22 protein-coding genes are annotated in these 24,713 nt (G+C 61.1%); all 22 read right to left on the reverse strand.

Translation table 11 applies throughout. The annotated features are described in order from the left end of the window. Positions 1 to 46 precede the first annotated feature (46 nt). The 22 genes from whiA to carA all read right to left on the reverse strand — a co-directional run bounded on the left by whiA (position 47) and on the right by carA (position 24,692). Positions 47 to 1,030, reverse strand: coding sequence for a DNA-binding protein WhiA (gene whiA / locus HW450_RS00975; RefSeq protein ID WP_182386190.1), 984 nt, complete (start codon positions 1,028 to 1,030; stop codon positions 47 to 49). Between the two features lie 39 nt (positions 1,031 to 1,069). Continuing rightward, on the reverse strand, positions 1,070 to 2,062 hold the full coding sequence (locus HW450_RS00980; RefSeq protein ID WP_407926254.1) for a gluconeogenesis factor YvcK family protein: 993 nt from the start codon (positions 2,060 to 2,062) through the stop codon (positions 1,070 to 1,072). Between the two features lie 35 nt (positions 2,063 to 2,097). Then, a complete protein-coding gene (rapZ, locus tag HW450_RS00985; RefSeq protein WP_182386191.1) occupies positions 2,098 to 3,048 on the reverse strand; it encodes an RNase adapter RapZ in 951 nt (316 codons plus the stop codon). Between the two features lie 28 nt (positions 3,049 to 3,076). Beyond that, positions 3,077 to 5,023, reverse strand: a complete 1,947-nt coding sequence (uvrC, locus tag HW450_RS00990) for an excinuclease ABC subunit UvrC (RefSeq protein WP_182386192.1) — start codon at positions 5,021 to 5,023, stop codon at positions 3,077 to 3,079. Between the two features lie 3 nt (positions 5,024 to 5,026). Next, positions 5,027 to 5,536, reverse strand: a complete 510-nt coding sequence (locus HW450_RS00995; RefSeq protein WP_331251775.1) for a PH domain-containing protein — start codon at positions 5,534 to 5,536, stop codon at positions 5,027 to 5,029. A 35-nt stretch (positions 5,537 to 5,571) separates the two neighbouring features. Further along, positions 5,572 to 6,051: a 6,7-dimethyl-8-ribityllumazine synthase gene (gene ribH / locus HW450_RS01000; protein WP_182386194.1), complete on the reverse strand. Its 480-nt coding sequence runs from the start codon at positions 6,049 to 6,051 to the stop codon at positions 5,572 to 5,574. After that, positions 6,044 to 7,321, reverse strand: coding sequence for a bifunctional 3,4-dihydroxy-2-butanone-4-phosphate synthase/GTP cyclohydrolase II (locus HW450_RS01005; RefSeq protein ID WP_182386195.1), 1,278 nt, complete (start codon positions 7,319 to 7,321; stop codon positions 6,044 to 6,046). Before HW450_RS01005 ends, ribH begins: the two co-directional genes overlap by 8 nt. Positions 7,322 to 7,380: 59 nt before the next feature. Further along, positions 7,381 to 7,974, reverse strand: coding sequence for a riboflavin synthase (locus HW450_RS01010; protein ID WP_182386196.1), 594 nt, complete (start codon positions 7,972 to 7,974; stop codon positions 7,381 to 7,383). A gap of 12 nt (positions 7,975 to 7,986) precedes the next feature. Further along, positions 7,987 to 8,997: a bifunctional diaminohydroxyphosphoribosylaminopyrimidine deaminase/5-amino-6-(5-phosphoribosylamino)uracil reductase RibD gene (gene ribD / locus HW450_RS01015; protein ID WP_182386197.1), complete on the reverse strand. Its 1,011-nt coding sequence runs from the start codon at positions 8,995 to 8,997 to the stop codon at positions 7,987 to 7,989. After that, positions 8,997 to 9,665: a ribulose-phosphate 3-epimerase gene (gene rpe, locus HW450_RS01020; RefSeq protein WP_182386198.1), complete on the reverse strand. Its 669-nt coding sequence runs from the start codon at positions 9,663 to 9,665 to the stop codon at positions 8,997 to 8,999. The genes ribD and rpe overlap by 1 nt, the downstream gene beginning before the upstream one ends. Before the next feature lie 4 nt (positions 9,666 to 9,669). Continuing rightward, complete coding sequence (locus HW450_RS01025; protein ID WP_182386199.1) at positions 9,670 to 11,130, reverse strand: RsmB/NOP family class I SAM-dependent RNA methyltransferase; 1,461 nt, start codon at positions 11,128 to 11,130, stop codon at positions 9,670 to 9,672. Further along, the gene (fmt, locus tag HW450_RS01030; RefSeq protein ID WP_182386200.1) at positions 11,127 to 12,065 is read right to left on the reverse strand and encodes a methionyl-tRNA formyltransferase; all 939 of its coding nucleotides are present in this window, start codon (positions 12,063 to 12,065) and stop codon (positions 11,127 to 11,129) included. Before fmt ends, HW450_RS01025 begins: the two co-directional genes overlap by 4 nt. Next, positions 12,062 to 12,571: a peptide deformylase gene (def, locus tag HW450_RS01035; protein ID WP_182386201.1), complete on the reverse strand. Its 510-nt coding sequence runs from the start codon at positions 12,569 to 12,571 to the stop codon at positions 12,062 to 12,064. The genes fmt and def overlap by 4 nt, the downstream gene beginning before the upstream one ends. A gap of 51 nt (positions 12,572 to 12,622) precedes the next feature. Further along, positions 12,623 to 14,629 carry a primosomal protein N' gene (locus tag HW450_RS01040; RefSeq protein WP_182386202.1) on the reverse strand — a complete coding sequence of 669 codons (2,007 nt, stop codon included), beginning with the start codon at positions 14,627 to 14,629 and terminating at the stop codon, positions 12,623 to 12,625. Positions 14,630 to 14,640: 11 nt separating this feature from the next. Then, positions 14,641 to 15,864 (reverse strand): methionine adenosyltransferase, encoded by a 1,224-nt coding sequence (metK, locus tag HW450_RS01045; protein ID WP_232843287.1) that lies wholly within the window; start codon positions 15,862 to 15,864, stop codon positions 14,641 to 14,643. Positions 15,865 to 15,922: 58 nt separating this feature from the next. Further along, the gene (gene coaBC / locus HW450_RS01050; protein WP_182386203.1) at positions 15,923 to 17,164 is read right to left on the reverse strand and encodes a bifunctional phosphopantothenoylcysteine decarboxylase/phosphopantothenate--cysteine ligase CoaBC; all 1,242 of its coding nucleotides are present in this window, start codon (positions 17,162 to 17,164) and stop codon (positions 15,923 to 15,925) included. Positions 17,165 to 17,843: 679 nt separating this feature from the next. Next, positions 17,844 to 18,131 (reverse strand): DNA-directed RNA polymerase subunit omega, encoded by a 288-nt coding sequence (rpoZ, locus tag HW450_RS01055; protein WP_182386204.1) that lies wholly within the window; start codon positions 18,129 to 18,131, stop codon positions 17,844 to 17,846. A 90-nt stretch (positions 18,132 to 18,221) separates the two neighbouring features. Then, complete coding sequence (gene gmk / locus HW450_RS01060) at positions 18,222 to 18,797, reverse strand: guanylate kinase (RefSeq protein ID WP_182386205.1); 576 nt, start codon at positions 18,795 to 18,797, stop codon at positions 18,222 to 18,224. Between the two features lie 5 nt (positions 18,798 to 18,802). Next, the gene (gene mihF / locus HW450_RS01065) at positions 18,803 to 19,129 is read right to left on the reverse strand and encodes an integration host factor, actinobacterial type (RefSeq protein WP_182386206.1); all 327 of its coding nucleotides are present in this window, start codon (positions 19,127 to 19,129) and stop codon (positions 18,803 to 18,805) included. Positions 19,130 to 19,355: 226 nt separating this feature from the next. Next, positions 19,356 to 20,195: an orotidine-5'-phosphate decarboxylase gene (gene pyrF / locus HW450_RS01070; RefSeq protein ID WP_182386207.1), complete on the reverse strand. Its 840-nt coding sequence runs from the start codon at positions 20,193 to 20,195 to the stop codon at positions 19,356 to 19,358. Continuing rightward, positions 20,196 to 23,537 carry a carbamoyl-phosphate synthase large subunit gene (gene carB, locus HW450_RS01075; protein ID WP_182386208.1) on the reverse strand — a complete coding sequence of 1,114 codons (3,342 nt, stop codon included), beginning with the start codon at positions 23,535 to 23,537 and terminating at the stop codon, positions 20,196 to 20,198. Positions 23,538 to 23,564: 27 nt separating this feature from the next. Next, positions 23,565 to 24,692 (reverse strand): glutamine-hydrolyzing carbamoyl-phosphate synthase small subunit, encoded by a 1,128-nt coding sequence (gene carA, locus HW450_RS01080; RefSeq protein WP_182386209.1) that lies wholly within the window; start codon positions 24,690 to 24,692, stop codon positions 23,565 to 23,567. Positions 24,693 to 24,713: the final 21 nt, after the last annotated feature.

Genomic DNA, 24,713 nt, shown 5'->3' on the forward strand with positions numbered 1-24,713 from the left:
CAGTGCGCTGTGCTTAAAGCACCGGGCCATGTGAGAAAAACCATATTTACACGTCGTCGAGAAGATCCTCAGTAACGGCCGCGTTGGTATCCGGAATGCCCAGTTCGGCAGCTCGAGTGTCCGCCATCGATAGCAACCTGCGGATGCGCCCGGCCACCGCGTCCTTTGTCATCTGTGGGTCAGCGAGCCGACCCAACTCCTCGAGCGACGCCTGCCGGTGCACGATACGCAGATTGCCGGCTTCGGCAAGATGTGGCGGAATGTCATCACCCAAGATTTCCAGGGCACGCTCGACGCGGGCAGCAGCGGCAATGGCGGCGCGCGCGGAACGACGCAAATTAGCGTCATCAAAATTGGCTAGGCGGTGCCCGCCTTGTTGTTGCTGCTTACGCTCCCTGTGCTTTTCCCACTCGATCCGGGTGCTCATCGCCCCCATCCGGGTCAGTAACGCACCGATGGTGTCCCCGTCCCGAACGAGAACCCGCTCCACGCCGCGGGTTTCCTTGGTTTTGGTAGCAATACCCATGCGACGGGCGCATCCCACCAGCGCCAATGCGGCTTCCTGGCAGGGACATTCAATCTCCAAGGTGCAGGTGCGGCCCGGTTCCGTTAACGTGCCGGCCGCGAGGAACGCACCCCGCCACGCCGCCTCAGCATCGGACACGGTACCGGACACGATCGCCGGGGGAAGGCCACGGACAGCGTGCCCGGAACGAGTGACGAGGCCGAGCCTGCGGATGATGTCGGGGACGCCGTCGGTAAGCCGCAGCACATACCTGGTGTTTTTGCTCATCCCCCCTGGCCCAATGACGTTGAGCTGGACTTTCTTGTGGAACAGCTCATCGATGGCCTCACAGAAGCGATGTGCAGCTGCATGCGAGTCCAGCTCAATCTCCAGCACCGGGCGGCCCGCCACCGTATCTAGCTGGCCGGCAAAGCGGACAATAGCGGCGACCTCGGCAGTACGAGCAGTGGCACGCGTCATCGTCGTTTCCGCGAGTTCCGTTTTGGCCTGTGCAGTGAGAGACACGAATGTCCTTTTCTTCTTGAGGAGCAAATTGCGACTATATTAGCGGGTTTGGCATAGCTGTACCAACGACCGGGCGAGCTTATCGGGGCTGTGACGTTCCGTCATCGTGCCGTCTTCGGCGAACAACCGCACGTCATCAACCACAACCATAGCCCCCATCGCTGCGGCCGCCCGCTCCAGGTGGGTGAGATCAGTGCTATCGATCGGCGAGGACCGATCCACCAAGAAGCGATCCACCCGAAGCGTCGGGGCGTGCTGCTGCAACATGTGGACGTGCCGCTCCATGGAAAACCCAGTGGTCTCCAGCTGCGTGTTCGAGAGATTGAGGATCACCACGCGCAACGCGTTAGATTCATTGATCGCGTCCACCACCTCCGGAACCAGCAGGTGCGGGATCACGCTGCTGAACCACGAACCGGGGCCAAGCGTGAGCAGGTCCGCTCCACGAATAGCTTCCACCGCTTCCGGTGCAGCGGGAGGATGCTCCGGCATGAGTCGTACCCGCCGAACCTCACCCGGCGTAGTAGCAATCGCGACCTGGCCGCGGATCATGCGCATGATGCGGGGGTCGTCGGCAAGCCCAGCGACTTCCGCCTCAATATTGAGTGGTTGCGCGCACACAGGAAGCACCCGTCCGTAGGAACGCGTCAGCTTTGCGACAACATCCAGCGCCGCCACCTCATGCCCCAAAACGTCCGTGAGCCCCGCGAGCAGCAGGTTGCCCACCGCGTGGCCCGCCAACGCCCCCGTGCCACCGAACCTGTGTTGTAGCAGCGTCTCCCACATTTCGCCTTCGGCATCGTCGCGCGCAAGAGCGCTGAGAGCCATGCGCAGGTCGCCAGGAGGAATCTGCCCTAGTTCGCGCCGAATCCGGCCGGAGGAACCACCATCGTCAGCGACAGTAACAATGGCATTGATATCGGGAATGCGAAGGGCACGGGCCGCGCGGAGAGTCTGAAACAGGCCGTGGCCGCCACCCAAACACACCATCGACTTGATATGTTCAGGCACGGTCCAGAGATCGGAAGTCATGTGAAAACCTTAAAGTGACGGGGAGCGAAAATGGGTTAGCTGCGCTTGATGTCGCGGTGAATCACCGCCACTTCCAGCTCACCGTTTTCTTGCAAGATCCGCCCAATCTCTTCGGCAATTGCCACGGAGCGATGGTGGCCCCCGGTGCAGCCGACGCTCACCGTGATAAACCGCTTGCCTTCCCGACGGTATCCCTTGATCATGGTGCGGAACATCGCAACGAAGCTATCAATAAACTCCCGCGCGCCTTTCTGCGCGAGAACGTAGTCAGACACCGGTGCGTCAGTGCCACGGAATTTGCGCAGGTCCCCAACCCAATATGGGTTCGGTAAGAACCGGACATCCAACAGCAGGTCAGTATCGTGCGGTGCGCCTCGCTTGAACCCGAAGGACTGCACCGTGACGTGCTCCTTGTTTTCCGCGACGCTTTCAAAGCTGGATTCAATCGCACGCCGTAGGTCATGGATCGACAGCTCCGAGGTGTCGATCACGATATCCGCTTGTTCCTTGACCTCGAACAGCGCGCGCCGCTCCCGGGTAATGCCATGCTGCAAGGTATCAGGGCCCTGCATCGGGTGTGTGCGGCGCACGGAGTCAAATCGACGAATCAGGATGTCGTCCCGGGCTTCCATGAACAGGATGACTGGACGGTGCCCGCGAGCATCGAGCTCGTCAATGACCTGGACGAGGTCATGGTTAAACGGCAAGGAACGCACGTCAGACACCAGCGCGAGACGAGCAATAGGAGAATCTGGGGCGGTCGCCATCTCCACCATCTGCAACAACAACGCGGAGGGCAGGTTCTGAGCCACATACCAGCCCATATCTTCCAGCACGCGGGCGGCGGAATTCAGGCCGGCCCCAGACATGCCAGTGATCAAAACGGGAGCGTCGGTAGTGCTCCCGGAGCGTGCAGTGGATACCACGGCACCGCGGATCAGCTCGTCATCGGACTCAGGTGTAACCACAATGTCGTTGCGCGTCATGCACCTCAGTCTAACGCGCCCTGACCAGTTATGTCTCCGAGCGATGAAGGTGGTCGTAAACTTTCCCCGCTAACGAAGGCCCAAAGCCCTTGACCGCCTGAATCTCTTCCAAGGATGCTGCCCGAAGCTTTTTCACGGAGCCGAAGTGCTTGACCAGCTCTGCCCGCCGCTGATCTCCCAGGCCGGGAACACCATCAAGTTCAGATACCCGCAACCGTTTGGAACGCTGTTGCCGATGGTAGGTGATAGCAAAACGGTGTGCTTCGTCGCGAATATGCTGCAGCAGGTACAGCGCCTGGGAGTTGCGCGGCAGGATAAGAGGATCTTCTTCTCCTGGTAGCCAGACTTCTTCCAGACGCTTCGCCAAGCCAATGAGCGCGACATCATGGACACCCAACTCATCAAATACCGCCTGAGCTGCGTTGACCTGAGGAAGACCACCATCAACGATGAACAGTTGCGGTGGATACGCAAAGCGCTTGCCGCCAGCTGACTCTTCCACCACTGCTTCATCGGCAAACCTAGTGCCGTCGAACTCGGAGTCATCCGGTACGGCCGTGCTGTTTTGGGTATGACGAAGAAACCGCCGGTAGGTGACTTCCGCGATGGAGGCGACGTCGTTAGAGTGCCCATCCCCCGCGGCTTCCTTAATGCGGTAGCGCCGATAGTCCGACTTCTTGGGTAAACCATCCTCAAAGACCACCAGTGATGCCACCACATCTGTGCCCTGAATGTGCGAAATATCCGTGCATTCGATGCGCAGGGGCGCGGTGTCCAAAAACAAGGCTTCTTGCAGTTCTTGGAGTGCAGCCGAGCGCGTCGTTAAGTCGCCTTGGCGCTTTAACTTGTGCTGCCGCAGCGCTTCGGTGGCGTTGCCGGTGACGGTCTCCATGAGCTCACGTTTCTCTCCGCGCTGCGGGACGCGAATGTGCACGGGGCCGTGGCGCATCTCCGCAAGTAGTTCGGACACCAGCTCAGCGTCCTGCGGCTGATCGGACACCAGGATGTCCCGTGGGATGGCGGTGGGATCGTCGTGATAGAACTGCATGAGGAAATCCGCGATGATCGCACTGTCGCCGTCCTCCTCGCTCGCACGAGCAGGCTTTTCGACGACAAATCCCCGCTGTCCCCGCACCCTACCGTCGCGGATGTGGAACAGCTGAATCGCCGCTTCCAGCTCGTCGGTCACGGTGGCGACGACATCCGCGTCGGTGCCATCAGTGAAAACGATTGATTGGCGCTCCATCACTTTGTTGACGGCAGCGAGGTCATCACGCAATCGGGCGGCTCGTTCGAAATCGAGTTCTTCCGCGGCCGCCATCATGTCCTGCTCTAGTTTCTTGGTCACCGCGCTGGTGTTGCCGGAGAGAAACGAGATGAGCTCGCGCACGATGGCGAGGTGCTCGGGTGCCGTGACCTTGTCCACGCATGGCGCGGCGCATTTGTCGATGTACCCGAGCAGGCAGGGGCGCCCGAGCTGCGCATGCCGATTAAACACCCCTTTAGAGCAGGTCCGCATCGGAAACACCCGCGTGAGCAGGTCCAATGTTTCGCGGATTGCCCATGCGTGAGAATACGGGCCGAAATAGCGCACGCCCTTACGCTGCGGGCCACGGTAAACGTAGGCGCGTGGAAAGGGCTCGTTCATCGTGATCGCTAGATACGGGTAGGACTTATCGTCCCGGTACTTCACGTTAAACCGCGGATCGTACTTTTTGATCCACGTGTATTCCAGCTGCAGCGCTTCCACTTCGCTGCCCACTACGGTCCATTCCACACTGGACGCGGTTTGCACCATCTGGCGGGTGCGCGGGTGCAGCTGGGTGAGATCCTGGAAGTAGTTTGATAGCCGAGCCCGCAGGTTCTTCGCTTTCCCTACATAGATGACCTGCGAGGATGGGTCCCGAAAGCGGTAGACGCCCGGCTGGGTCGGAATGGTTCCGGCAGCCGGGCGGTACGTGGTTGGATCAGCCACAACTTAATCTTCCGGCATGTACTTATCTTCAAGCTTGCGGAAGTCCGCGACCGCAGCGACGACTCGGGCTGAATCCCCAGACTGAAACGCCCACATCGGAACGTACTCGAATTCGGGAAGCTCCAGGCGAGCCATCCGCTCATTCTTTGGAAAGGACAGGCCGTACACCACGGACCATGGGTAAAAGCGGGTACCGATGAAGTTGCGGACCTCTACCCCATCCTCGTTGGCACGCACCCGCGGGCGACGCAGGTGGAACGCGAAGAAGGAGATCACCAGGCCGATGCCGACGAACGCAAGCTTGTCAATCAAGGTCACAGCAGCGCCGGTAAAGTCAATGCCCACCACAGCAGCCATGAAGATGTGAACCGCCATGACCACTGCGATCGCCACCCAGGACATGCGGGCCAGGTACTTTGAGCGAAGCTCAAACTCCCACGGTTTGGTGGTAGTTGTTACTGAATTAAGCGCCGCGAGGTGCTCGCGCTCCCGTTCCAGGTCCGTCACGTTCACATCATCCTTTGTGCTAGCAGAATCAACTTCCAAGTCTAACCCTGCTCCTGCCGAATCCGAGAAAGCAGCACCGCCGTATTCAGCGCCGCCACCATGGACTCGCCGCCTTTGTCTTCCATTGCGCCTGGTACGCCACTGCGATCTACTGCCTGCTCATGCGTGAGCGTGGTGAGTACCCCATTACCAATGGGGGTGCGAGTGGCCAAGGAAATCTGGGTCAGCGCCTGCGTAACCGAGTCACACACGTAGTCAAAGTGCGGGGTGCCGCCCTTGATTACGCAGCCGAGTGCCACGACGGCGTCGAAATGCTCCGCAAGTTCTTGGACTACGACGCCCAGTTCCAGTGCCCCCACTACGCGGTATTCGGACACCTGCGCGCCGCATTCTTTGCCCACGGATACCGCGCGGGCGTGCAGCTGATCGCAGATGTCCGCGTTCCACGTTGCGGTGACCACGGCGACGCGGAGGCCGGTGGCGTCGACAAGCTGCAGTGCGGGGCGGCCGTCGCTACTCATGGGTTGCTCCTAACGCTTCGTCCAGACCTGGGACGGTGTGCCCCATGCGGTCTCGTTTGGTCTGCAGGTATTTGATGTTGTCCTCATGGATGTCCACGTTGATGGCGGTGCGTCCCACGATCCGAAGGTCATGCCCCGTGAGTCCCGCGCGCTTATCAGGGTTGTTGGAGATCAAATTCATCGTCTTTACACCCAGGTCGTGCAGGATTTGGGCGCCGGTGCCAAACTCCCGGGCATCGGCAGGAAGCCCGAGCGCCAGGTTGGCGTCCACCGTATCCGCCCCGGAATCCTGCAGCTGGTAGGCCTTGAGCTTGGCGAGCAACCCAATACCACGACCCTCATGTCCACGCATGTACAAAATCACGCCGCGGCCAGCTTCCTGCACCATCCTCATCGAGGCGTGCAGCTGTTGGCCGCAATCACAGCGACGAGAACCGAACACGTCGCCGGTCAAGCACTCCGAGTGCACGCGGACTAGCACGTTTTCTCCCCCATCGTCCTCGGGGTGGCCGACCACCAAGGCGACATGCTCCACGCCGTTGATCGTGCTCTGGTAGCCGACAGCACGGAACTCGCCGAAGTCGGTGGGCAGCCGCGTTTCGACGACCCGTTCTACCTGAACCTCGTTGAGGCGACGCCACGCGATGAGCTGCTCGATGGAGATCATCTTCAAGCCGTGTTTGTCAGCGAAATCGCGCAGCTCGGGGCCACGCGCCATGTCCGTGGGATCAATCTCACTGACCACCTCACACAGCACGCCTGCGGGGCGCAGGCCCGCCATCCGGGCCAAGTCCACCGCCGCTTCCGTGTGCCCAGCCCGCACCAGGACGCCGCCTTCACGTGCACGCAACGGAACCACGTGGCCTGGCCTGGTGAAATCGCCCGGTCCGAATTCTGGGAATGCCAGTCGCTTCAGGGTTTCCGCGCGGGCGGTGGCGGAAATACCAGTTGTGCCGGTGTTGGCATCCACGGTCACGGTGTACGCGGTGCCGCGGGCATCCTCGTTGTGAGAGATCATCGGTGGCAGCTGCAGCCGGTCCGCGTCTGCTTCCGTCAGCGACGCGCACACATAACCGGAGGAATACCGCACCATGAATGCCACCAGCTCGGGGGTGGCTTTCTCAGCAGCGAAGATAAGATCCCCTTCGTTTTCTCGATCTTCGTCATCCACCACCACTACCGCTTTGCCGGCAGCGATATCGAGAATTGCGTCTTCGACGCTGTCCAGGCGAACCTGAACGCCCTGCTTGTCAGAATCTGTTTGAGCCACGCTGTCCTAGCCTAATCTTGCATTGTTGGTGATTGAGTCATTGCCCCCTTTGCGGGAGGCTACGTCCGTTGACCTAACATCCGTTCGACATATTTCGCGATCACATCTACCTCGAGGTTTACCACGCCCCCCACGGGTAGTTCACCAAAGACCGTCTCCCGCAATGTGACCGGTATGAGGGACACTTCAAAATAGTCCGGGCCCAGCGCAGACACTGTCAGCGAGGTGCCGTTGATACAGATGGAGCCTTTCTCTACCACATATCGGGCCAGATGCGCGGGCAGCGCGAAGCGAAGCACGTCCCAGTTTTGGGAATGTTCCCGGGAGAGCAACGTAGTGGTCGCATCCACATGTCCTTGCACGATGTGCCCATCGAGTCGGGAATCCACCCGAGCAGCGCGCTCCAAGTTCACCGCGTCGCCTACGGACAAGGTCCCCAAGCTTGACCGATCCAGGGTCTCCTGCATGCAGTCTGCGACGAAGCTGTCCTCGGTACGTTCCGCTACGGTGAGGCACACTCCGTTGACGGCAATGGAATCGCCGAGCTGCGCGTCGCTGAGCACCAGCTTCGCCGAGATGCGCAACCGGATGGAATCGTCCAATGCGGTGATGTCGCTCACCGAGCCCAATTCTTCAATAATTCCGGTAAACACCCGTTAACTCCTTTAGCTCAGTCGTGATTCTATAAAGATATCGTTTCCCAGCTGTCTTAACTGGTGAATGTGAAAACGTCTAATGTCCTTCATACTCGTCGGTTCATCAAGCACGAGTCGGGCCGGATTCAGTCCCGCCCCGAGCAGGGAGGGGTTAATGTAACTGTGGATGGCGTCGGCAAGCCCGGCGGACACAAACGCTCCGACCAGACCAGGTCCACCTTCCACCAAAATGTCCCGGTAGCCGCGGGCAAACAGGTCAGACAGGGCCTCCGAAATACTCGAGTAGCGCAGCTCCCCGCCCTGTCCTAGGTGCAGCTTAGCGGGGATCGGGCGCGAACCAATGATGACCGGTTGCGGCTGGTGCGGGTACAGCGACCCGTCCAGCCTGCGCGCGGTGAGGCGCGGATTATCGGCGAGCACCGTGCCCGTGCCGACGATGATCGCATCCCGGCTCGCCCGGATCTCGTGCGCATGCGCTCGGGCCTGCTCCCCCGTTATCCACTGGGAAGAGCTGTCCTGCGCTGCGGAAAACCCATCCAAGGTGTGCGCCATCTTCACCGTGACAAACGGACGCCTATGGCGTACACCGTGCAGCCACGGTTCCAAGGCCGAAACCTCCCGCGGCTCATGGGTGGCGGGTATCCCGTGCTGGCGCAAAAAGTCTGCGCCTCCGGAGGCGGTGGGGTTGGGATCCGGGGTGGCGTAGTGGACTGCTGCAATACCGGCGTCGTAAAGCGCGTGCGAGCAGGGTCCGGTGCGCCCGGTGTGGTTGCACGGTTCGAGGGTGACAAAGGCTGTCGCGCCGCGCGCGAGCTCACCGGCCTGACGCAGCGCCATCACTTCAGCGTGCTCGCCTGTCCCGCCGGGGGGCTGAGTCGCGCCCACCCCCACAATCCGCCCGTCAGGTGCGACGATCGCGCACCCCACTGAAGGGTTGGGCCAGGTCGTGCCGCGAACGCTGTCACCGGCAGCGATGGCGGCATTCCACGCGGCCGAGCGGACGGCTTCCGAACACTCCATTAATTTAGCGTCGCGAGTGCTCGCAGCTCGTCGACCGCGGCTGCCGGATCAGTGGCGCCGTAAACGGCCGAACCGGCGACGAACGCGTCGCACCCGGCCTCCGCTGCCTGCCGAATGGTCGTTGCGTTGATACCGCCGTCGATCTCGATGAAGCATTCCAGCTGCTTCTCATCAATCAACGCGCGAAGCGTGCGGACCTTCTCCAGTTGCTCTGGCATGAAGCTTTGACCACCAAAACCAGGCTCCACGCTCATCACCAATACGAGGTCGAACTCAGGGACGATGTCCAGGTAATCCTCAATCGGGGTGCCCGGGCGGAGCGAGAAACCAGCCCTCACCCCCTTGCCCTTGAGGTAACGAGCCAGCGACACCGGATCGTTGGTGGCCTCGACGTGGAAGACGACGCACGCGGCACCAGCGTCGATGTAGTTATCTACCCACTTCTCAGGGTGCTCAATCATCAAGTGCACATCCAATTCCTTGTCAGTGCACCGGCCGGCGGCCTTGGTGATGTCCGCGCCGAAGGAGAGGTTAGGCACGAAATGCCCATCCATAATGTCCACGTGGATCCAGTCTGCGTTGCTGGTGGCGGCGATGTCCTCCCCCAGCTTGGAAAAGTCGGCAGCCAGGATGGACGGGGCGATGATCGGGCGAGTGTAAGAAGTCATGGTCTTATCCTAGGTCAGCTGGTCGCTTCAAAACGGCGAAAAACATAGCGTCCGTGCCGTGGCGGTGTGGCCACATCTGGACGGATTTGTCGGTGCCTACGTTATCCATTCCGCAGGCTAGATCGTGGGCATCGAGCTCTTCCAACCCGAGGTGAGCGACGGCGTGGTTAACGATTTCACGCGTCTCCCGCAGGTCTGGTGAACACGTGGAATACACGATCACGCCACCCGGACGCACGAGCTTCGCCGCCGAGGCGAGGAGCTGTCGCTGCAATTGGCTGAGCTCAGCGATGTCGGATTCTGATTTACGCCACCGCGCCTCCGGGCGTCGGCGCAGCGCACCCAACCCGGAACATGGCGCGTCCACGAGGACCCGGTCAAAACCCGGTTCCAGGCCAGGTTCGCGACCATCCGCAACATGCACAGTAACGGGCAGGTCTCCGGTCACTTTCTGAATCAGTTTGGCCCGGTGCGGGGCTACTTCGACGGCGTCGACGTGTGCGCCGTCGATACGCGCGAGTGCCCCTAGCAGCGCTGCTTTTCCACCCGGCCCGGCGCAAAGGTCAAGCCATTTTCCTTGATCCTGACCGTCGATGGGGGCGATGGTCACCGCCCGCGCGATGAGCTGACTGCCTTCATCCTGCACCGCTGCCAGGCCCTGCTTCACAGGTTCCACGTCACGGGGGTCACCGCTGGATAGGTACACCGCATATGGCGAATAAGCACCCTCCTCGCCCCCGGAGATGAGGGCGAGCTCCTCCGCGGAAATCTCCCCCGGACGGGCAACGAGGTGCACAATCGGACGCGCGGAATCTTCCTCGAGCGCCCTGGCAAGTTCCTCGGTGGGCATGTGCCGCGCGAAGCTTTCCGCGATCCACTGTGGGTGCGCGGTCCGAAACGCCATGGCCGCCACTTCACCGGCAGGAGTGAGCTGGTCCAGCCACTGCTCGGGCGTTTTGCGCGTGATGGTGCGCATGACTGCGTTGGCGAAGCCTTTCGCCCGCGGTTGCCCGGCAGCGCCCACGATCCGCACGGTAGTATCTACGGCCGCATGGGGCTCCACGCGGGTGTACAGCACCTGGTATGCCCCGAGGCGCAGCGCAGTGAGGACATCGACGTGGACGTCGCTCAACGCCCTGGAGGACGCCGCAGCAATGACCTCGTCGAGCACCCCTTGAGTTCGCAGACTGCCGTAGGTTAGCTCAGTAGCGAAGGCCGCGTCACGTCCAGACAAGCGCGCCTCGCGGAGGGTTTTAGGCAGCACGAGGTTGGCGTAGGCATCCTGCGTAGCGACGGCGGTGAGCACCTCAAACGCCACCGCACGTGGCTTATCGACGCCCTCCAGTCGCAGCTTCGCCTGGCGCTGCCGCGGTTGCTGTTGCTTTTTCGGGGGCTGAGCTGGGCGTTTCGGGGCGTTGCCCCGCTTGCTACGGGACCGGAATCCACCACTTTCGTTGAGGCTCATGACGTAAACTCCGCACCTTCGGCTAGGTTCGCGCCCCGTGACCAATCAGCTGCTGCCATCATTTTCTTTCCCGGCGGTTGCAGCTGGACGATTTCCAGGTCATTACTGCCGGTGCCGACCAGCACCTGGTTCTTGCCGATGGCCAAGGCGCCGGGTGCAAGAGTGTCTTGGTCAGTGAGCGCTACCTTGCCGATCTTGAATCGCTGACCGCCGAGCTCGGTCCAGGGGCCGGGCGCTGGAGTGTAGGCGCGGATCAGACGGTCGATGGCAAAGTCGGGCTGGGACCAGATAATTTTCGCATCTTCTTTGGTGATCTTCGCAGCGTAGCTCGGCTCACCCCGCTGTGGCTCGGCGACGAGCGCGCCGGTTTCAAGACCATCCATCGTGGCCACGAGCAACTCTGCGCCCGCATGCGCCAGCGAGGTCAGCAGGGTGTCCGCGGTATCGGTGGGCGCAATGGCGTGGGTCAGGGTGCCCAGGATTGGGCCGGTGTCCAGGCCTTCTTCAATGCGGAAGGTGGTAGCGCCGGTGATGTCATCGCCTGCGAACAAGGCCGCCTGCACCGGGGCTGCGCCACGCCAAGCAGGCAGCAGGGAAAAGTGCAGGTTCACCCAGCCGTGGGGCGCGATGTCCAGCAGGTCCTTTGGTACCAGGTTGCCGTATGCGACGACGGGTATGCAGTCCGGGGCCAGTTCCTTTAGCCGCGCCCTCGTTGCTTGGCCGTCCTCTGTGTCAAGTTTCAGCGACTGTGGCTTCAGCACCTCAATTCCGTGCTCCTGCGCCAACGCTGCAACGGGTGATGGGTGCAATGTCCGACCGCGCCCTTTCCGCGCATCTGGACGGGTGAGCACCGCGACGACCTCATGGTCGGATTCCAGCAGGCGCTGCAGCGCGACGACGGCGGGTTCTGGTGTACCAGCAAAAATGATTCTCATGCGTTAAACCACTCCGAGTTGCGGATTTCTGCCATGGCTTCCTTCCGGAGCGCTGGGGCGAGGCGCTGCAGGAACAGCACGCCATCCAGGTGATCGGTCTCGTGTTGTACGCACCGTGCGAGCAGGCCATCGCACTCGAACTCGATAGGCTCGCCCTGTTTATCGACGCCCCGAACCACTACCTTCTGGTACCGCTCAGTATCTTTAGAGATCTCCGGGATAGACAGGCATCCCTCCGGCCCAACCTGCTTTTCCTCGCCTACTGGCTCCCATACTGGGTTAATGATGTGTCCGCGGGCGCCTGGTACTTCATGGGAGCAGTCGTAGACGAAGACTCGGCGGGTGACGCCTATTTGGTTCGCAGCCAGTCCGACGCCGTCGGCGTCGTCCATGGTGTCCAGCATGTCGTCGACGAGCGTCGCGAGGGTCTCATCAAACTCGGTAACCTCCTCGGCGCGGGTGCGCAGGACGGGGTCGCCGAAGATGCGGACGGCGCGAATAGTCATGAAACCTCACTTCTTTTCAACCGGTTGCATTAATACTGGCTATCTTAGCCACTACCCAATATTCACCGGATCTACCTGTACCCTAAGTGGCGCGGAGTCCTTGATCGCGGCGCGCCGAATCAACCCGGTGCGCAGTGCGGTACCTAGTTCGTCGCGTGGGCCGAGCGGGACACGAACCAAGAAACGTTGTGGAGGCCCCAAGGCGTCCGTATCGTATTCGCCGGGCAAAGTCACGCCGCTCGGCAACGGTACCGGGCCTAACACCTCAGCCTGCTCGGGAAGTTCTAGCAGCTCCAGGTACTTCTCCACGGCGCGGACGGGTCCGTCGATAACGGCCATGTGCACCGTCGGAGGTAGCGAGACTTCCTTGCGTTGATACAGCTCCCCTCGGGCCGCCCACACGGGGTCCCACCGCACCAAGGCTTGGACCGCGGGCACGCGCGATTCTGCTGTGACGACAACTTCCCCACCCGCCCGATGCGACTGCACCAGCGAGGCTGCGTGGAACCACTTCGCTAACGTATCCTCCGTGGCCCGCAGATCTGCCCTGGTGAGCAGCGCCCAGGGGTCCAGCAGCAGTGCCGCTCCATACTCGCCGACCGGCTCTGCGCCGGGCGTTGCGACGACTATTGCCGGCTCACTCGGCACTTCATCGATCACAGTGGACCCTCCGGAGATGATAATGCGTACTCCCGGGAACGCCCGACCAAGCTCCTCAGCGGTCCTACCGCTACCAAAGACCACCGCGCGGAGCTTCGGTGATCCGCACGACGAACAGCGAAAATGCGTTTCCGGCCGGCCACACCACTGGCAACTCACCACGCCAGGGGCGTTGCCCTCATCAGCCGGAATCCCCAGCGGACCATTGCACGCGCGACAGCGGGCTGGGGTGCGACAGGTGCCACAACTCAGCGTCGGCAGATACCCTTTTCGGGGTGATTGCACCAACACCGGGGTGCCCCGCTCCAACGCAGCGCGCGCCGCGGTGAACGCGACGTGGGGAATGCGCGCCTGGTGTGCCAGCGGGTCCCGGGACAACTCGTGGTCACCGATACCGGTCACGCGTGGCATTGCCTGCCGAATTGTCTCCCGTGGTGCCACGATGTCATGCGCCCATCCCGTCTCCACCAGCAACTGGGCTTCCGCGCTGCGAGAATGGCCGCCAATGAGGAAGGCGCACCCCTGCTGCTGACTCTTCGTGGTGAGCACCTCCCGGGCATGCACGTACGGAGCGCGGGGGTCAACCAGGTTATCATCCTGATCGAACATCACTACCGCGAGGCGGAGGTCTGCCACTGGGGCAAATGCCGCGCTACGGGTGCCAACCACAATGCGGGCCTGGCCATGCACCACAGAAAGGAACCGCCGGTACCGGGCCTGCGGTCCCAACGCCGCGGTAAGCGTAGTGACCTGCTTTGCCGCGACGTGCTCCCGCAGCGCCCGCTCCAACCGGTCCACGTCACGCTGATCCGGCACCACAATCAGGACACCGCCCCCATCGATGGCGGTCTTGGCCGCTAGCGCTGCCAGCGAGCGCCACCACGGTATTCCGGGACACACCTGCCACACGCCACGTGCGGTCGCGCCACCCAGCACGGCATCAACAAAGGACTGGCCGTGGGTATAACAGGCCCAATCCGACAAGTCAGGTTCCTGGGTAGACCCCAGCTCTTCCCATGCCAGGGACGTGTCGGCTGACTCCGCACCCCCATGTCGCGCAGGGATCGCGGAACGGATCAAATCCGAGCGGGTGCCAGCATAACGACGACACAGCGCCTCCACCAGCTCGGCGGTTTCCTTCGGGTAGACCACGTCGGGAGAAATAATCCGTTCCAGCCAGCTGAGCTGGCCCTCGTGATCGCTGCTGGGAAGGCGTTCCAGGAGGATGGCGTCGATAAGCCTGCCCGCAAACCGGATGCGCAGGCGAACCCCCGGCTGCGCCACCTCATCCAGCTCGGTGTCTACCAAGTAGTCGAAGGTGCGATCCAGGTGAGCTAGCCCCAGCAACGGCAAAACCCGCGCCACAGGCAAATGCGGTGCTGCGGTGCGGGTCTTCATGCCCAAGGATTTTACCCCAGAGCTGTGGCGCGCAGCTCCTCGACGCGATTCAGTTGCTCCCACGGCAAATCAAGATCCGTACGCCCAAAGTGACCGTACGCCGCGGTTTGCGCGTAAATCGGGCGCAACAGGTCCAGCGCACGGATGATCGCAGCCGGTCGGAGGTCAAACACCTTTGCCACCGCTGCCTGGATCTGCTCGTCAGTGAGGCCTTCGCGCGCAGTGCCGAACGTCTCTACGTATAGGCCCACTGGCTTCGCGCGGCCAATGGCGTACGCCACCTGCACCTCGGCGCGATCAGCGAGCCCCGCGCCCACAATGTTCTTAGCTACCCATCGCATGGCATAAGCCGCGGAACGGTCGACCTTGCTTGGATCCTTACCGGAGAACGCGCCGCCACCGTGACGGGCCATGCCGCCGTAGGTATCCACAATGATTTTCCGGCCGGTCAAACCGGCGTCGCCCATTGGTCCACCGAGGATGAACGACCCGGAAGGGTTCACCAGCAAAGTGAGTTCGTCAGTCACCAAGTGAGACAACCCGGTATCAGCAATCACCCAGTCCAACACGTGCTCACGCAGCTGCTCTGCCAGCCACTCCTGAGTGCACGTCGGGTCATGCTGAGTTGAAATAACCACGGTATCCAGGAATTTTGGCTTGTCATCCTGGTCATAAGCGAACGTGACCTGGGTCTTGCCGTCGGGGCGCAGATGTGGGACAATGCCTTCCTTGCGCACTTGAGTCAACCGCCGAGCCAGGCGGTGCGCCAACGCGATCGGCAACGGCATATATTCCTCGGTTTCGTTGGAGGCGTAGCCGAACATCAAGCCCTGGTCACCGGCACCGGCACGGTCATCATCATCAACATCCGTGCGCTCCCGGGCCTCCTGGGAATTGTCCACACCGGCGCCAATCTCCTGAGACTGCTCACCGATCGCTACCGTCACGCCACACGTCGTGCCATCGAAACCCACCTCGGAGCTCGTGAAACCAATCTCCTTCAACTTGGTGCGCACCAAGTTCGGGATCTCTACATAACCGCTGGTGCGAACCTCGCCGACGATGTGGACGAGGCCCGTGGTCACCACGGTCTCCACGGCCACGCGGGAGTGCGGGTCCTCGGTCAGCAGCGCATCGAGGATGGTGTCAGAAATGGCGTCGCAGATTTTATCCGGGTGGCCCTCGGTCACCGATTCGCTGGTAAACAGTCGCACTGCGGAGTTCGCGTTAGTCAAGATGCTTCTTTCACTAAAAGAGTGGTCATCGAATATTCACCACAATAGACCAAGCTGTCTAAGATGGCAAAACCGTGAGATCTACAATGGCGTCGATGATTGCGTCTGCCACCTCAAACTTGCTGCCACTGGGTACCTCACGCGGCGCGCGATCGGGAGCGAGCAACCAGCCGGAATTATCCAACTGACCGAACACCTTTCCGTGTCCCACGTGGTTGAACATCAAAAGGTCACAGCCCTTGCGCTGCAGCTTCGCCTTCGCCAGCTCCAGCGGATCCTGATCTGCTGACCCCGTCTCCGCAGCAAAACCTACGATCACACGTGCGCCAATCTCGCCCGCAGCGCGACGCTGTACTGTCGTCGCCAAAATATCCGGATTCTCCACCAGTGAGATCGTGGTGAGATCAGAGTCGTTTACGCCCTTCTTGAGCTTCGCCGAGGCCTCGCTCGCAGGTCGGAAATCAGCCACTGCAGCAGCCATGATGATCACGTCAGCGCCCCCTGCGCGCTGCGCCACGGCCTCCGCCATCTCACGAGCAGAAACAACGCGCACTACCTCAGCGCCACACGGTGTTTCCAGGAAATCAGTATGCCCAGCAATCACTGTCACGTGGGCGCCCCGCTGCGCAGCCACCTCAGCTAACGCAAACCCCTGACGGCCACTCGACCGGTTCCCCAAGAACCGAACTGGATCGACATTTTCCTGCGTGCCACCAGCGGTAATCAACACCCGCTTGCCCGCCAGCTCCCGGTTAAACCCACCGCGGGCAGCCACGGTCAGCGCTAAATTGCCAATCTGTACTGGCTCCGGCAACCGCCCCGGCCCACTATCCTTGCCCGTCAGTCGGCCGTGGGCCGGGTCGAGTACCGTTATCCCCCGCTCGCGCAGGACCGACACATTGTGCTGCGTGGCGGGATTCCACCACATTTCGGTATGCATAGCGGGTGCGACTACGATGGGGCATGTTGCTACGAGGCACGTCGCCGTCAACAAATCGTCGGCACGGCCAGCCACGAGGCGCGCCATGAGATCTGCCGTCGCCGGGGCGATCACCACCAGGTCAGCTTCCTGCCCGACGCGGACATGCTGAACCTCATCGACGGCCTCAAATACCGTGGTGGAGACGCGGTTTCCGGACAACGCCTCAAAGGTCGCAGCGCCCACGAATTGCAGCGCGGATGGCGTGGGAACCACGGTCACCTCGTGCCCCAGCTCTTTAAAAAAGCGGACTAGCCCGCACGCTTTATAGACAGCAATCCCGCCTGCAACACCAACGACAATGTTCAAAGGTTTATTCACACCATCACGATACCTAACGCTGAAATGCTTCGGACGAAACGCTGGTTAAGGGACAAAATGTGTGTCCGGTCGGTGTGTTGTCAGTTGGTACCTCACCCCTGGGGGCTCTGATCACGGCCCCTGAAGTTTCTTACTAAAACCCGGGAAGCATTTCCCGGATCTTGGGCCCAAAACAGTGAAATACCTGGTGTGAAGCCTAAAAAATCACCGAGACCCGGGGAATGCTTCCCGGGTTTTGCAGGGTTATGTAACACAAGGGTGCGAACCTGCGGTCGAGACTCCATCGGGAGACACTTCACGAGCCGGCAGCATCGGTCATTGCGGTTGAGCCGACAGCATAAGCATGGAAGACCCGAAAAGATCGCCGCGTATGTGATCAGCTCTGGGTTTGGTGGCGCCGTTGTTGTTGCTTTTGTCCCAGGCAGACGGGGACATCGGGTCGGGTTTTGGTCACCGGAGTAAGGCAGCCGCACCTGCAAGCACAGGTGCGTTACCACTGGTGGTATGGAACAAGATTTGTGGGTTTATCAGGCCCGAAACAATATATAGCACCTGTTTACATGCCTCGACCTGGCTTTACTGTGGAATTCAGACACACATTTTGTCCCTTAACCCGCGAAAGCCCCGTCCGATTCGCCAGCAGCGAACCAGACAGGGCCAGGCGGTATATGTTGGAAGTTTAACCTTCCTCGTGATCCAGCATGCCACGGTTGATTTCCCGCAGCGCAATCGACAGAGGCTTCTCCTGAGGCTCAGGGGTTACCAGCGGACCAACGAACTCGAATACACCTTCGTCGGCTTGCTGGTAGTAGCTGTTGATCTGGCGTGCGCGCTTGGCAGCAAAGATGACCAGAGCGTACTTGGAAGAAACCTTGTCCAACAGCTCATCGATCGGTGGATCGGTAATACCCACTGGCTGGTCAAATACGGCAGCAGTGGTGGCGTTGTCGTTGCTCACTTGGGTCACTTACACCTTTTCCAGGTTTGAGGTTGTACATAAAAGCAGTGCGGTCGTCTATTCTAGCGACCGCACCGGGTGTTTCGCTAATCCCTTGCGTTAACGCGGGTTTTGCAGGATAGCAGAAATCGCATTCACAGCTTCATCGACATTGTCGTTGACCACGATATGGTCGAATTCTTCCTGAGCGGCCAGCTCAGCACGTGCGGTTTCCAGCCGACGTGCGATCACATCTTCGGCTTCCGTCCCACGGCCGGTCAGACGTTCCACCAGCACTTCCCATGAAGGGGGTGCAAGGAACACCGTTTGGGTTTCTGGGAGGGCTGCGACGACGTTGCGGGCACCAACCAGGTCGACTTCGACGAGAACTGGTCTGCCGGCCTCCAGTGCTTCCAGCACCGGACCGGCGGGGGTGCCGGAACGTTGCAACCCACCGTGGATATCTGCCCATTCGAGCATTTCGCCACGGTCAATGTGCTCTTGAAACTGTTCGGGAGTGACATAGAAGTAGTCCTGTCCGTGGACTTCACCTGGTCGTGGCGCACGAGTCGTCATTGAGACCGAGAAGTAAAGTCCGGGAACTTCTTCCCGAAGGCGATGAACCACCGTGGATTTGCCCACGGCGGATGGCCCCGCCAGTACGACGAGATTTCCCCGCTGGTTATCGCCGGCCATCTGACTTAGTCGTCCTCAGAGAAACCGAAGCGTTCGAGCAGGGCGCGACGCTGACGGTCGCCCAGGCCACGCAGGCGACGGGTCTGAGCAATCTCCAGCTCTTCCATGATCTCCTTAGCCTTTACCTTGCCAACCTTTGGCATAGCTTCGAGAAGAGCGGAAACCTTGGTCTTGCCGATGATCTCGTCAGACTGAGCCTTGTCGAGAACTTCCTTCAGGTTCGTGCCACCGCGCTTGAGCTGTTCCTTCAGCTCTGCACGTGCCTTGCGGGCTTCAGCTGCCTTGGCGAGGGCTTCTTTACGCTGCTCGTCGGTCAACTTTGGAAGGGCCACGGGTTCCTCCGATTCTAATAAGTGTCCATTGTCTGGGCGATAATCGCCCTTTTCATCTTGCCGCCCCACCAGGGAAGATTTGAGAATCTCCAGCTGGTTTTCGGGCAAGCTTCGATCAGTCTAGCACTACTTCCGTAAAAGCCGTGGTGACACCACCATAACTGCATGTCACAAAGGAGGCAGCAGACAAAAATGACCTGGGATAATCCCAGGTCATCGCTATGCTTTAGGGCGCCGATAGTCCAGGAAATTCCTGGGCGGCCGCCCGCGCGGCGTGACGCAGATCCGCCTCATCAGGTCCTGCTTGCAGGACTGCGCGCGAGATATTCGGGATGGCCAGGTGCTCAACGCCCGCTGCTAATCGGGCCACATCGGCCGCGGAGCCACCCTGCGCACCGACGCCCGGCATCAACACTGACCCATTCAACCGCGAGAGGTCTGGGGCCTGGCTGAGCGTTGCGCCAACGACGACACCAAAGTTGCCGGGTTTGCCACTGGGAGCAGTAGTGCGGTTTAGCGCCGCCACTTTGTCCACCACCTGCTGTGCGAGGGTTACGTCGGCGTCGGAGCGATTGCCCTGCACGGATTGCCCCTCGGGGTTTGAGGTCGCAGCCAGCACGTACACGCCTTTGCCGTGCTGGTTCGCAAGTTCAAACGCCGGTTGCAGGGCGCCGACCCCCAGGTAGGGAGACACCGTGACGGCGTCGCAGACGAGGGCTGACTCGGGGTGGAGCCAAGCCATTGCGTATGCCGCCATGGTGGACCCGATATCGCCGCGTTTGGCGTCGGCAAGCACCAGCGTGCCTTTCTCCTTGAGCGCGCCGATGGTTTCCTCCAGGATGGCGAATCCTTTCGCGCCGTAAGCTTCGTAAAACGCTACTTGCGGCTTGACGACGGCCACCGTGTCCCCAAATGCGGCGACGCAGATACGGGAGAACTCTGCCACACCTTCGGCAGAAACCGGGAGGTTCCACGCGGTGAGCAGCGACGGGTGCGGGTCAATTCCGACGCAGAGCCTGCCGCGCTCAGCGGTCGCGGCCAGGAGTTTACTGCCGAAGGTTTCCATTTACTTCTCCCCTGCCGAGTGATCCAGCTCCTGCAGCGCACGTACACCGAGCTCACCGGCGCGCAGCGCCTCAATGCCCTGGACAGCAGCGGTAACGCCCTGGACCGTGGTGACGAGGGGGACACCGGCGTTGACAGCGGCTGCGCGGATGTCGTAGCCGTCGTTGCGGGCACCGGCGGACCCTGCTGGAGTATTCAGGATCAGGTCAATCTGACCGGAATTGATCATGTCCACCACCGACTCGCGACCGGTGCCGCGGGCCTCAGACTGCTTCAGCACAATCTCACACGGCACGCCATTACGACGCAGCATGCCCGCTGTACCAGAGGTGGCCAGGATCTTGAAGCCGAGGGTCGCCAGGCGCTGGATTGGGAAGATCAGGGTGCGCTTGTCGCGGTTAGCTACGGATACGAACACGGTTCCCTCGGTGGGCAGCTCGCCGAATGCGGCAGCCTCGGCCTTGTTGTAGGCGGCGCCGAAGTTATCAGCCAGACCCATGACCTCACCAGTGGACTTCATTTCTGGGCTCAGCAGGGAGTCCAGCATGGTGCCATCCGGGCGACGGAAGCGGTTGAACGGCAGCACAGCTTCCTTCACTGCGATTGGGGTATCCAGTGGCAGGGAGCCACCGTCGTGATCGGATGGGATCATGCCTTCAGCGCGGAGCTCAGCGATGGTAGCACCCAGGGAAATGCGGGAGGCAGCCTTAGCCAGTGGCACGCCCGTAGCCTTGGAGACGAATGGAACCGTGCGGGATGCACGTGGGTTCGCCTCGATGACGTAGAGGATGTCGTCCTTGAGCGCGAACTGCACGTTCATCAGGCCCTTCACACCGATGCCGTGGGCGAGAGCCTTGGTGGATTCCCTCACCTTGTTGATGTCCTCGGCACCGAGGGTCATTGGAGGTAGTGCGCACGCGGAGTCACCGGAGTGGATGCCGGCTTCCTCGATGTGCTCCATCACGCCAGCCAGGTACACCTCTTCCCCATCGCACAGCGCGTCGACGTCGATCTCGATCGCGTTGTCCAGGAAACGGTCAACCAGAACTGGGTGGTCAGAGGTGATCTCCGTAGCGCGCTCAATGTAGTCCTTCAGGGAGGCTTCGTCGTAGACGATCTCCATGCCGCGGCCGCCGAGCACATAGGACGGACGGACCAGGACCGGGTAACCGATGGAGGTAGCCACAGAGCGTGCTTCCTCGAAGGAGGTAGCGGTGCCGAAGGCTGGGGCTGGCAGCTGAGCTGCGCGGAGCACCTCGCCGAACTCGCCACGGTCCTCGGCCAGGTTGATGGCCTCCGGACTGGTGCCCACGACTGGCACTCCAGCGTCGCGGAGCTTTTCTGCCAGGCCCAGTGGAGTCTGACCACCCAACTGAACGATGACGCCGGCGACGTTTCCGGACTGGCACTCCGCGTGGTAGACCTCCATGACATCTTCGAAGGTCAGCGGCTCAAAGTAGAGGCGGTCTGCGGTGTCGTAGTCAGTAGACACAGTCTCCGGGTTGCAGTTGACCATCACGGTCTCATATCCGACGCGGGAGAGCTCCAGGGCGGCGTGGACACAGGAGTAGTCGAACTCGATGCCCTGGCCGATGCGGTTCGGTCCGGAGCCCAAGATGATGACCTTGTCCTTTTCGGTCTGTGGCGAGACCTCGGACTCGGCTGCCGGATCCAGCTCGTAGGCCGAGTAGTGATATGGAGTCTGTGCCTCGAATTCCGCGGCGCAGGTGTCCACGGTCTTGAACACTGGGCGGATGCCGAGGGACCAGCGCAGGCGACGGATGCCATCTTCACCTGCGAACTCTGGGCGCAGGGCTGCGATCTGGCGGTCGGACAGGCCGAGGAACTTCGCCTTGCGCAGCAGCTGTTCGTTGAGGACGGGGGCGTCGATAAGCTGCTGGCGGAAGTCCACCAGCACCTGCAGCTCGCCAAGGAACCACGGGTCGATGCCGGAGGCGGCGTAGACCTGGTCGATGGTGGCGCCGAGGCGGAGGGCCAGTTCGGCGTCGTACAGGCGGCCTTCGGTGGGGCGCTTGAGGTCTTCCAGGACGGCGTCGACGTCGGTGGCGCGGTCGCCGGCGAAGTATTCGTCAGGCATGGTCCAGAAACCGGCCTGCTTGTTCTCCAACGAACGCATGACCTTGCCCAGCGCACCGATGTAGTTACGGCCCAGGGCCATGGCCTCACCCACGGACTTCATGGTGGTGGTGAGGGTGTCGTCTGCGCCGACGAACTTCTCGAAGGCAAAGCGCGGCGCCTTAACGACGACGTAATCCAGCGTTGGCTCAAATGCCGCAGGCGTAACACCCGTGATGTCGTTCGTGATTTCATCCAGAGTGTATCCGATGGCTAGCTTCGCGGCGATCTTCGCGATTGGGAAGCCGGTGGCCTTCGAAGCAAGCGCCGAGGAGCGGGACACGCGCGGGTTCATCTCAATGGTGATGATGCGGCCGTCGCGCGGGTTGATGGCGAACTGGATGTTGCAGCCGCCGGTGTCCACGCCCACTTCGCGGATGATCGCGATGCCTTGGTCGCGCATGACTTGGAACTCGCGGTCCGTCAGGGTCATGGATGGGGCGACGGTGACGGAGTCGCCGGTGTGGACGCCGAGAGCGTCAACGTTCTCGATTGAGCAGACGACCACGACGTTGTCGTTGCCGTCACGCATTAGCTCGAGCTCGAATTCCTTCCAGCCGAGGATGGACTCCTCGATCAGGACGTTGGCTTCTGGGGAGGCTGCGAGGCCACCACCGGCGATGCGCTCGAGGTCTTCGTCGTTAAAAGCCAGGCCGGAGCCGAGGCCACCCATGGTGAAGGATGGGCGGACCACTACCGGCAAGCCCAGTTCGGCCACGGTTTCGTGGACTTCCTCCATGTTGTGGCAGACGCGGGAGCGGGCAGACTCGCCGCCAATCTTGGCTACGATGTCCTTGAACATCTGGCGGTCTTCACCACGCTGAATAGCCGGGATGTCCGCGCCGATCAGCTCTACGTTGTACTTCTTCAGTGAGCCACGTCGATCCAACTGGATGGCCGCGTTCAATGCGGTCTGGCCACCGAGGGTGGCGAGGACGGCGTCGATAGGGTGCCCCTGAGCGATCTCCTTTTCAAAGATCTTCTCGATGTATTCCGGCTGAATCGGCTCCACGTAGGTGTGGTCGGCGAACTCAGGGTCCGTCATGATGGTGGCTGGGTTCGAATTAATGAGGGTAACCCGCAGGCCCTCTTCCTTGAGCACGCGGCATGCCTGGGTGCCGGAGTAGTCGAACTCACAGGCCTGGCCGATGACAATCGGGCCGGAACCGATGACCAGAACGTGCTTAATGTCGGTGCGCTTTGGCATTGTTTTTCCTTTCGTGGTCGATCGGTGTTACTTGGAGCCGAGCAGCTCGAGGAACTGGTCGAATAGAGGGTTGGCGTCGTGTGGGCCGGCGGCGGACTCTGGGTGGTACTGGACCGAGAATGCGCGACCGGATTTCAGCGCCACGCCCTCCACGGTGCCGTCGTTGAGGCAGGTGTGGGTGACGTGTGCCGGGCCGAATGGTGATTCAAACTCCATCCCGGCCTCACCTTCCAGGGCAAAGCCGTGGTTCTGGGAGGTGATGTAGATCTTGTTCGTGACGTGGTCGAGCACCGGGATGTTCACGCCACGGTGGCCGAACTTCATCTTGTAGGTCTTGAGCCCCAAGGCGCGTCCGAAGATCTGGTTACCGAAGCAGATACCGAACAGTGGCAGATCTGCCTTGATGATGTCTTCAACAATGCCCACCATCACGTCTGCAGTTGCTGGGTCACCAGGGCCGTTGGAAATAAACACGCCGTCCGGGTTGTACTGCTTGATTTCCTCAAATGGAGTGTTTGCTGGGACCACGACGGTCTTGATGCCACGGGCAGCGAAGTTGCGTGGGGTCTGGGACTTAATGCCCATGTCGTAGGCCACGACGGTGTACTTGGTCTCCCCTTCCGCCTCTAGCACGTAGGGTTCCTTGGTGGATACCTCTGCCGCGAGGTCGGCTCCGGCCATCGCTGGCTGCGCCTTCACAATTTCCAGCAGTTCTGCCTCGGGCTTCAAGGCGTCATCGCCGGAGAAAATGCCGGCTGCGATTGAACCGTGGTTGCGCAGGTGGCGCACCAGCGCGCGCGTATCGACGCCCGCGATACCGATGCAGTCCTGGGCCTGCATCTGTTCCGGAAGGCTCCGCTTCGCCCGCCAGTTGGACACCTGCTGGGACAGATCGCGGATCACAAGGCCGGCAACCCAGATGCGGTTGTCGTGGGATTCATTGTCCTCGTCGTTCCAACCGGTGTTACCGATGTGCGGTGCGGCGGTGACCAGAATCTGGCGGTGGAAGGATGGGTCCGTCATGGACTCCTGGTAACCCGTCATAGAAGTGGTAAAAACTGCTTCGCCGAGGGTGGTTCCGGTCGCGCCGAAGCCGGTACCGCGGAACGTGCGGCCGTCGGCCAGCACCAAGATTGCTGGTACGTCGTTGTTCACTGTGAAAACCTTTCTATTTAA

It is taken from the genome of Corynebacterium hindlerae (genome assembly GCF_014117265.1).
In the GTDB taxonomy this organism is placed as follows: domain Bacteria; phylum Actinomycetota; class Actinomycetes; order Mycobacteriales; family Mycobacteriaceae; genus Corynebacterium; species Corynebacterium hindlerae.

Excerpts from the sequence above, each read along its gene's own strand:
- gmk (WP_182386205.1), bottom strand. The coding sequence starts at position 18,797 with ATGGCCGGCGATAACCAGCGGGGAAATCTCGTCGTACTGGCGGGGCCA.
- HW450_RS01025 (WP_182386199.1), bottom strand. The coding sequence starts at position 11,130 with ATGAGCCTCAACGAAAGTGGTGGATTCCGGTCCCGTAGCAAGCGGGGC.
- rpe (WP_182386198.1), bottom strand. The coding sequence starts at position 9,665 with ATGACTTCTTACACTCGCCCGATCATCGCCCCGTCCATCCTGGCTGCC.
- rapZ (WP_182386191.1), bottom strand. The coding sequence starts at position 3,048 with ATGACGCGCAACGACATTGTGGTTACACCTGAGTCCGATGACGAGCTG.
- ribD (WP_182386197.1), bottom strand. The coding sequence starts at position 8,997 with ATGGAGTGTTCGGAAGCCGTCCGCTCGGCCGCGTGGAATGCCGCCATC.
- fmt (WP_182386200.1), bottom strand. The coding sequence starts at position 12,065 with ATGAGAATCATTTTTGCTGGTACACCAGAACCCGCCGTCGTCGCGCTG.
- def (WP_182386201.1), bottom strand. The coding sequence starts at position 12,571 with ATGACTATTCGCGCCGTCCGCATCTTCGGCGACCCCGTCCTGCGCACC.
- HW450_RS01040 (WP_182386202.1), bottom strand. The coding sequence starts at position 14,629 with ATGAAGACCCGCACCGCAGCACCGCATTTGCCTGTGGCGCGGGTTTTG.
- HW450_RS00980 (WP_407926254.1), bottom strand. The coding sequence starts at position 2,062 with ATGACTTCCGATCTCTGGACCGTGCCTGAACATATCAAGTCGATGGTG.
- ribH (WP_182386194.1), bottom strand. The coding sequence starts at position 6,051 with ATGAGTAGCGACGGCCGCCCCGCACTGCAGCTTGTCGACGCCACCGGC.
- pyrF (WP_182386207.1), bottom strand. The coding sequence starts at position 20,195 with ATGGAAACCTTCGGCAGTAAACTCCTGGCCGCGACCGCTGAGCGCGGC.
- carB (WP_182386208.1), bottom strand. The coding sequence starts at position 23,537 with ATGCCAAAGCGCACCGACATTAAGCACGTTCTGGTCATCGGTTCCGGC.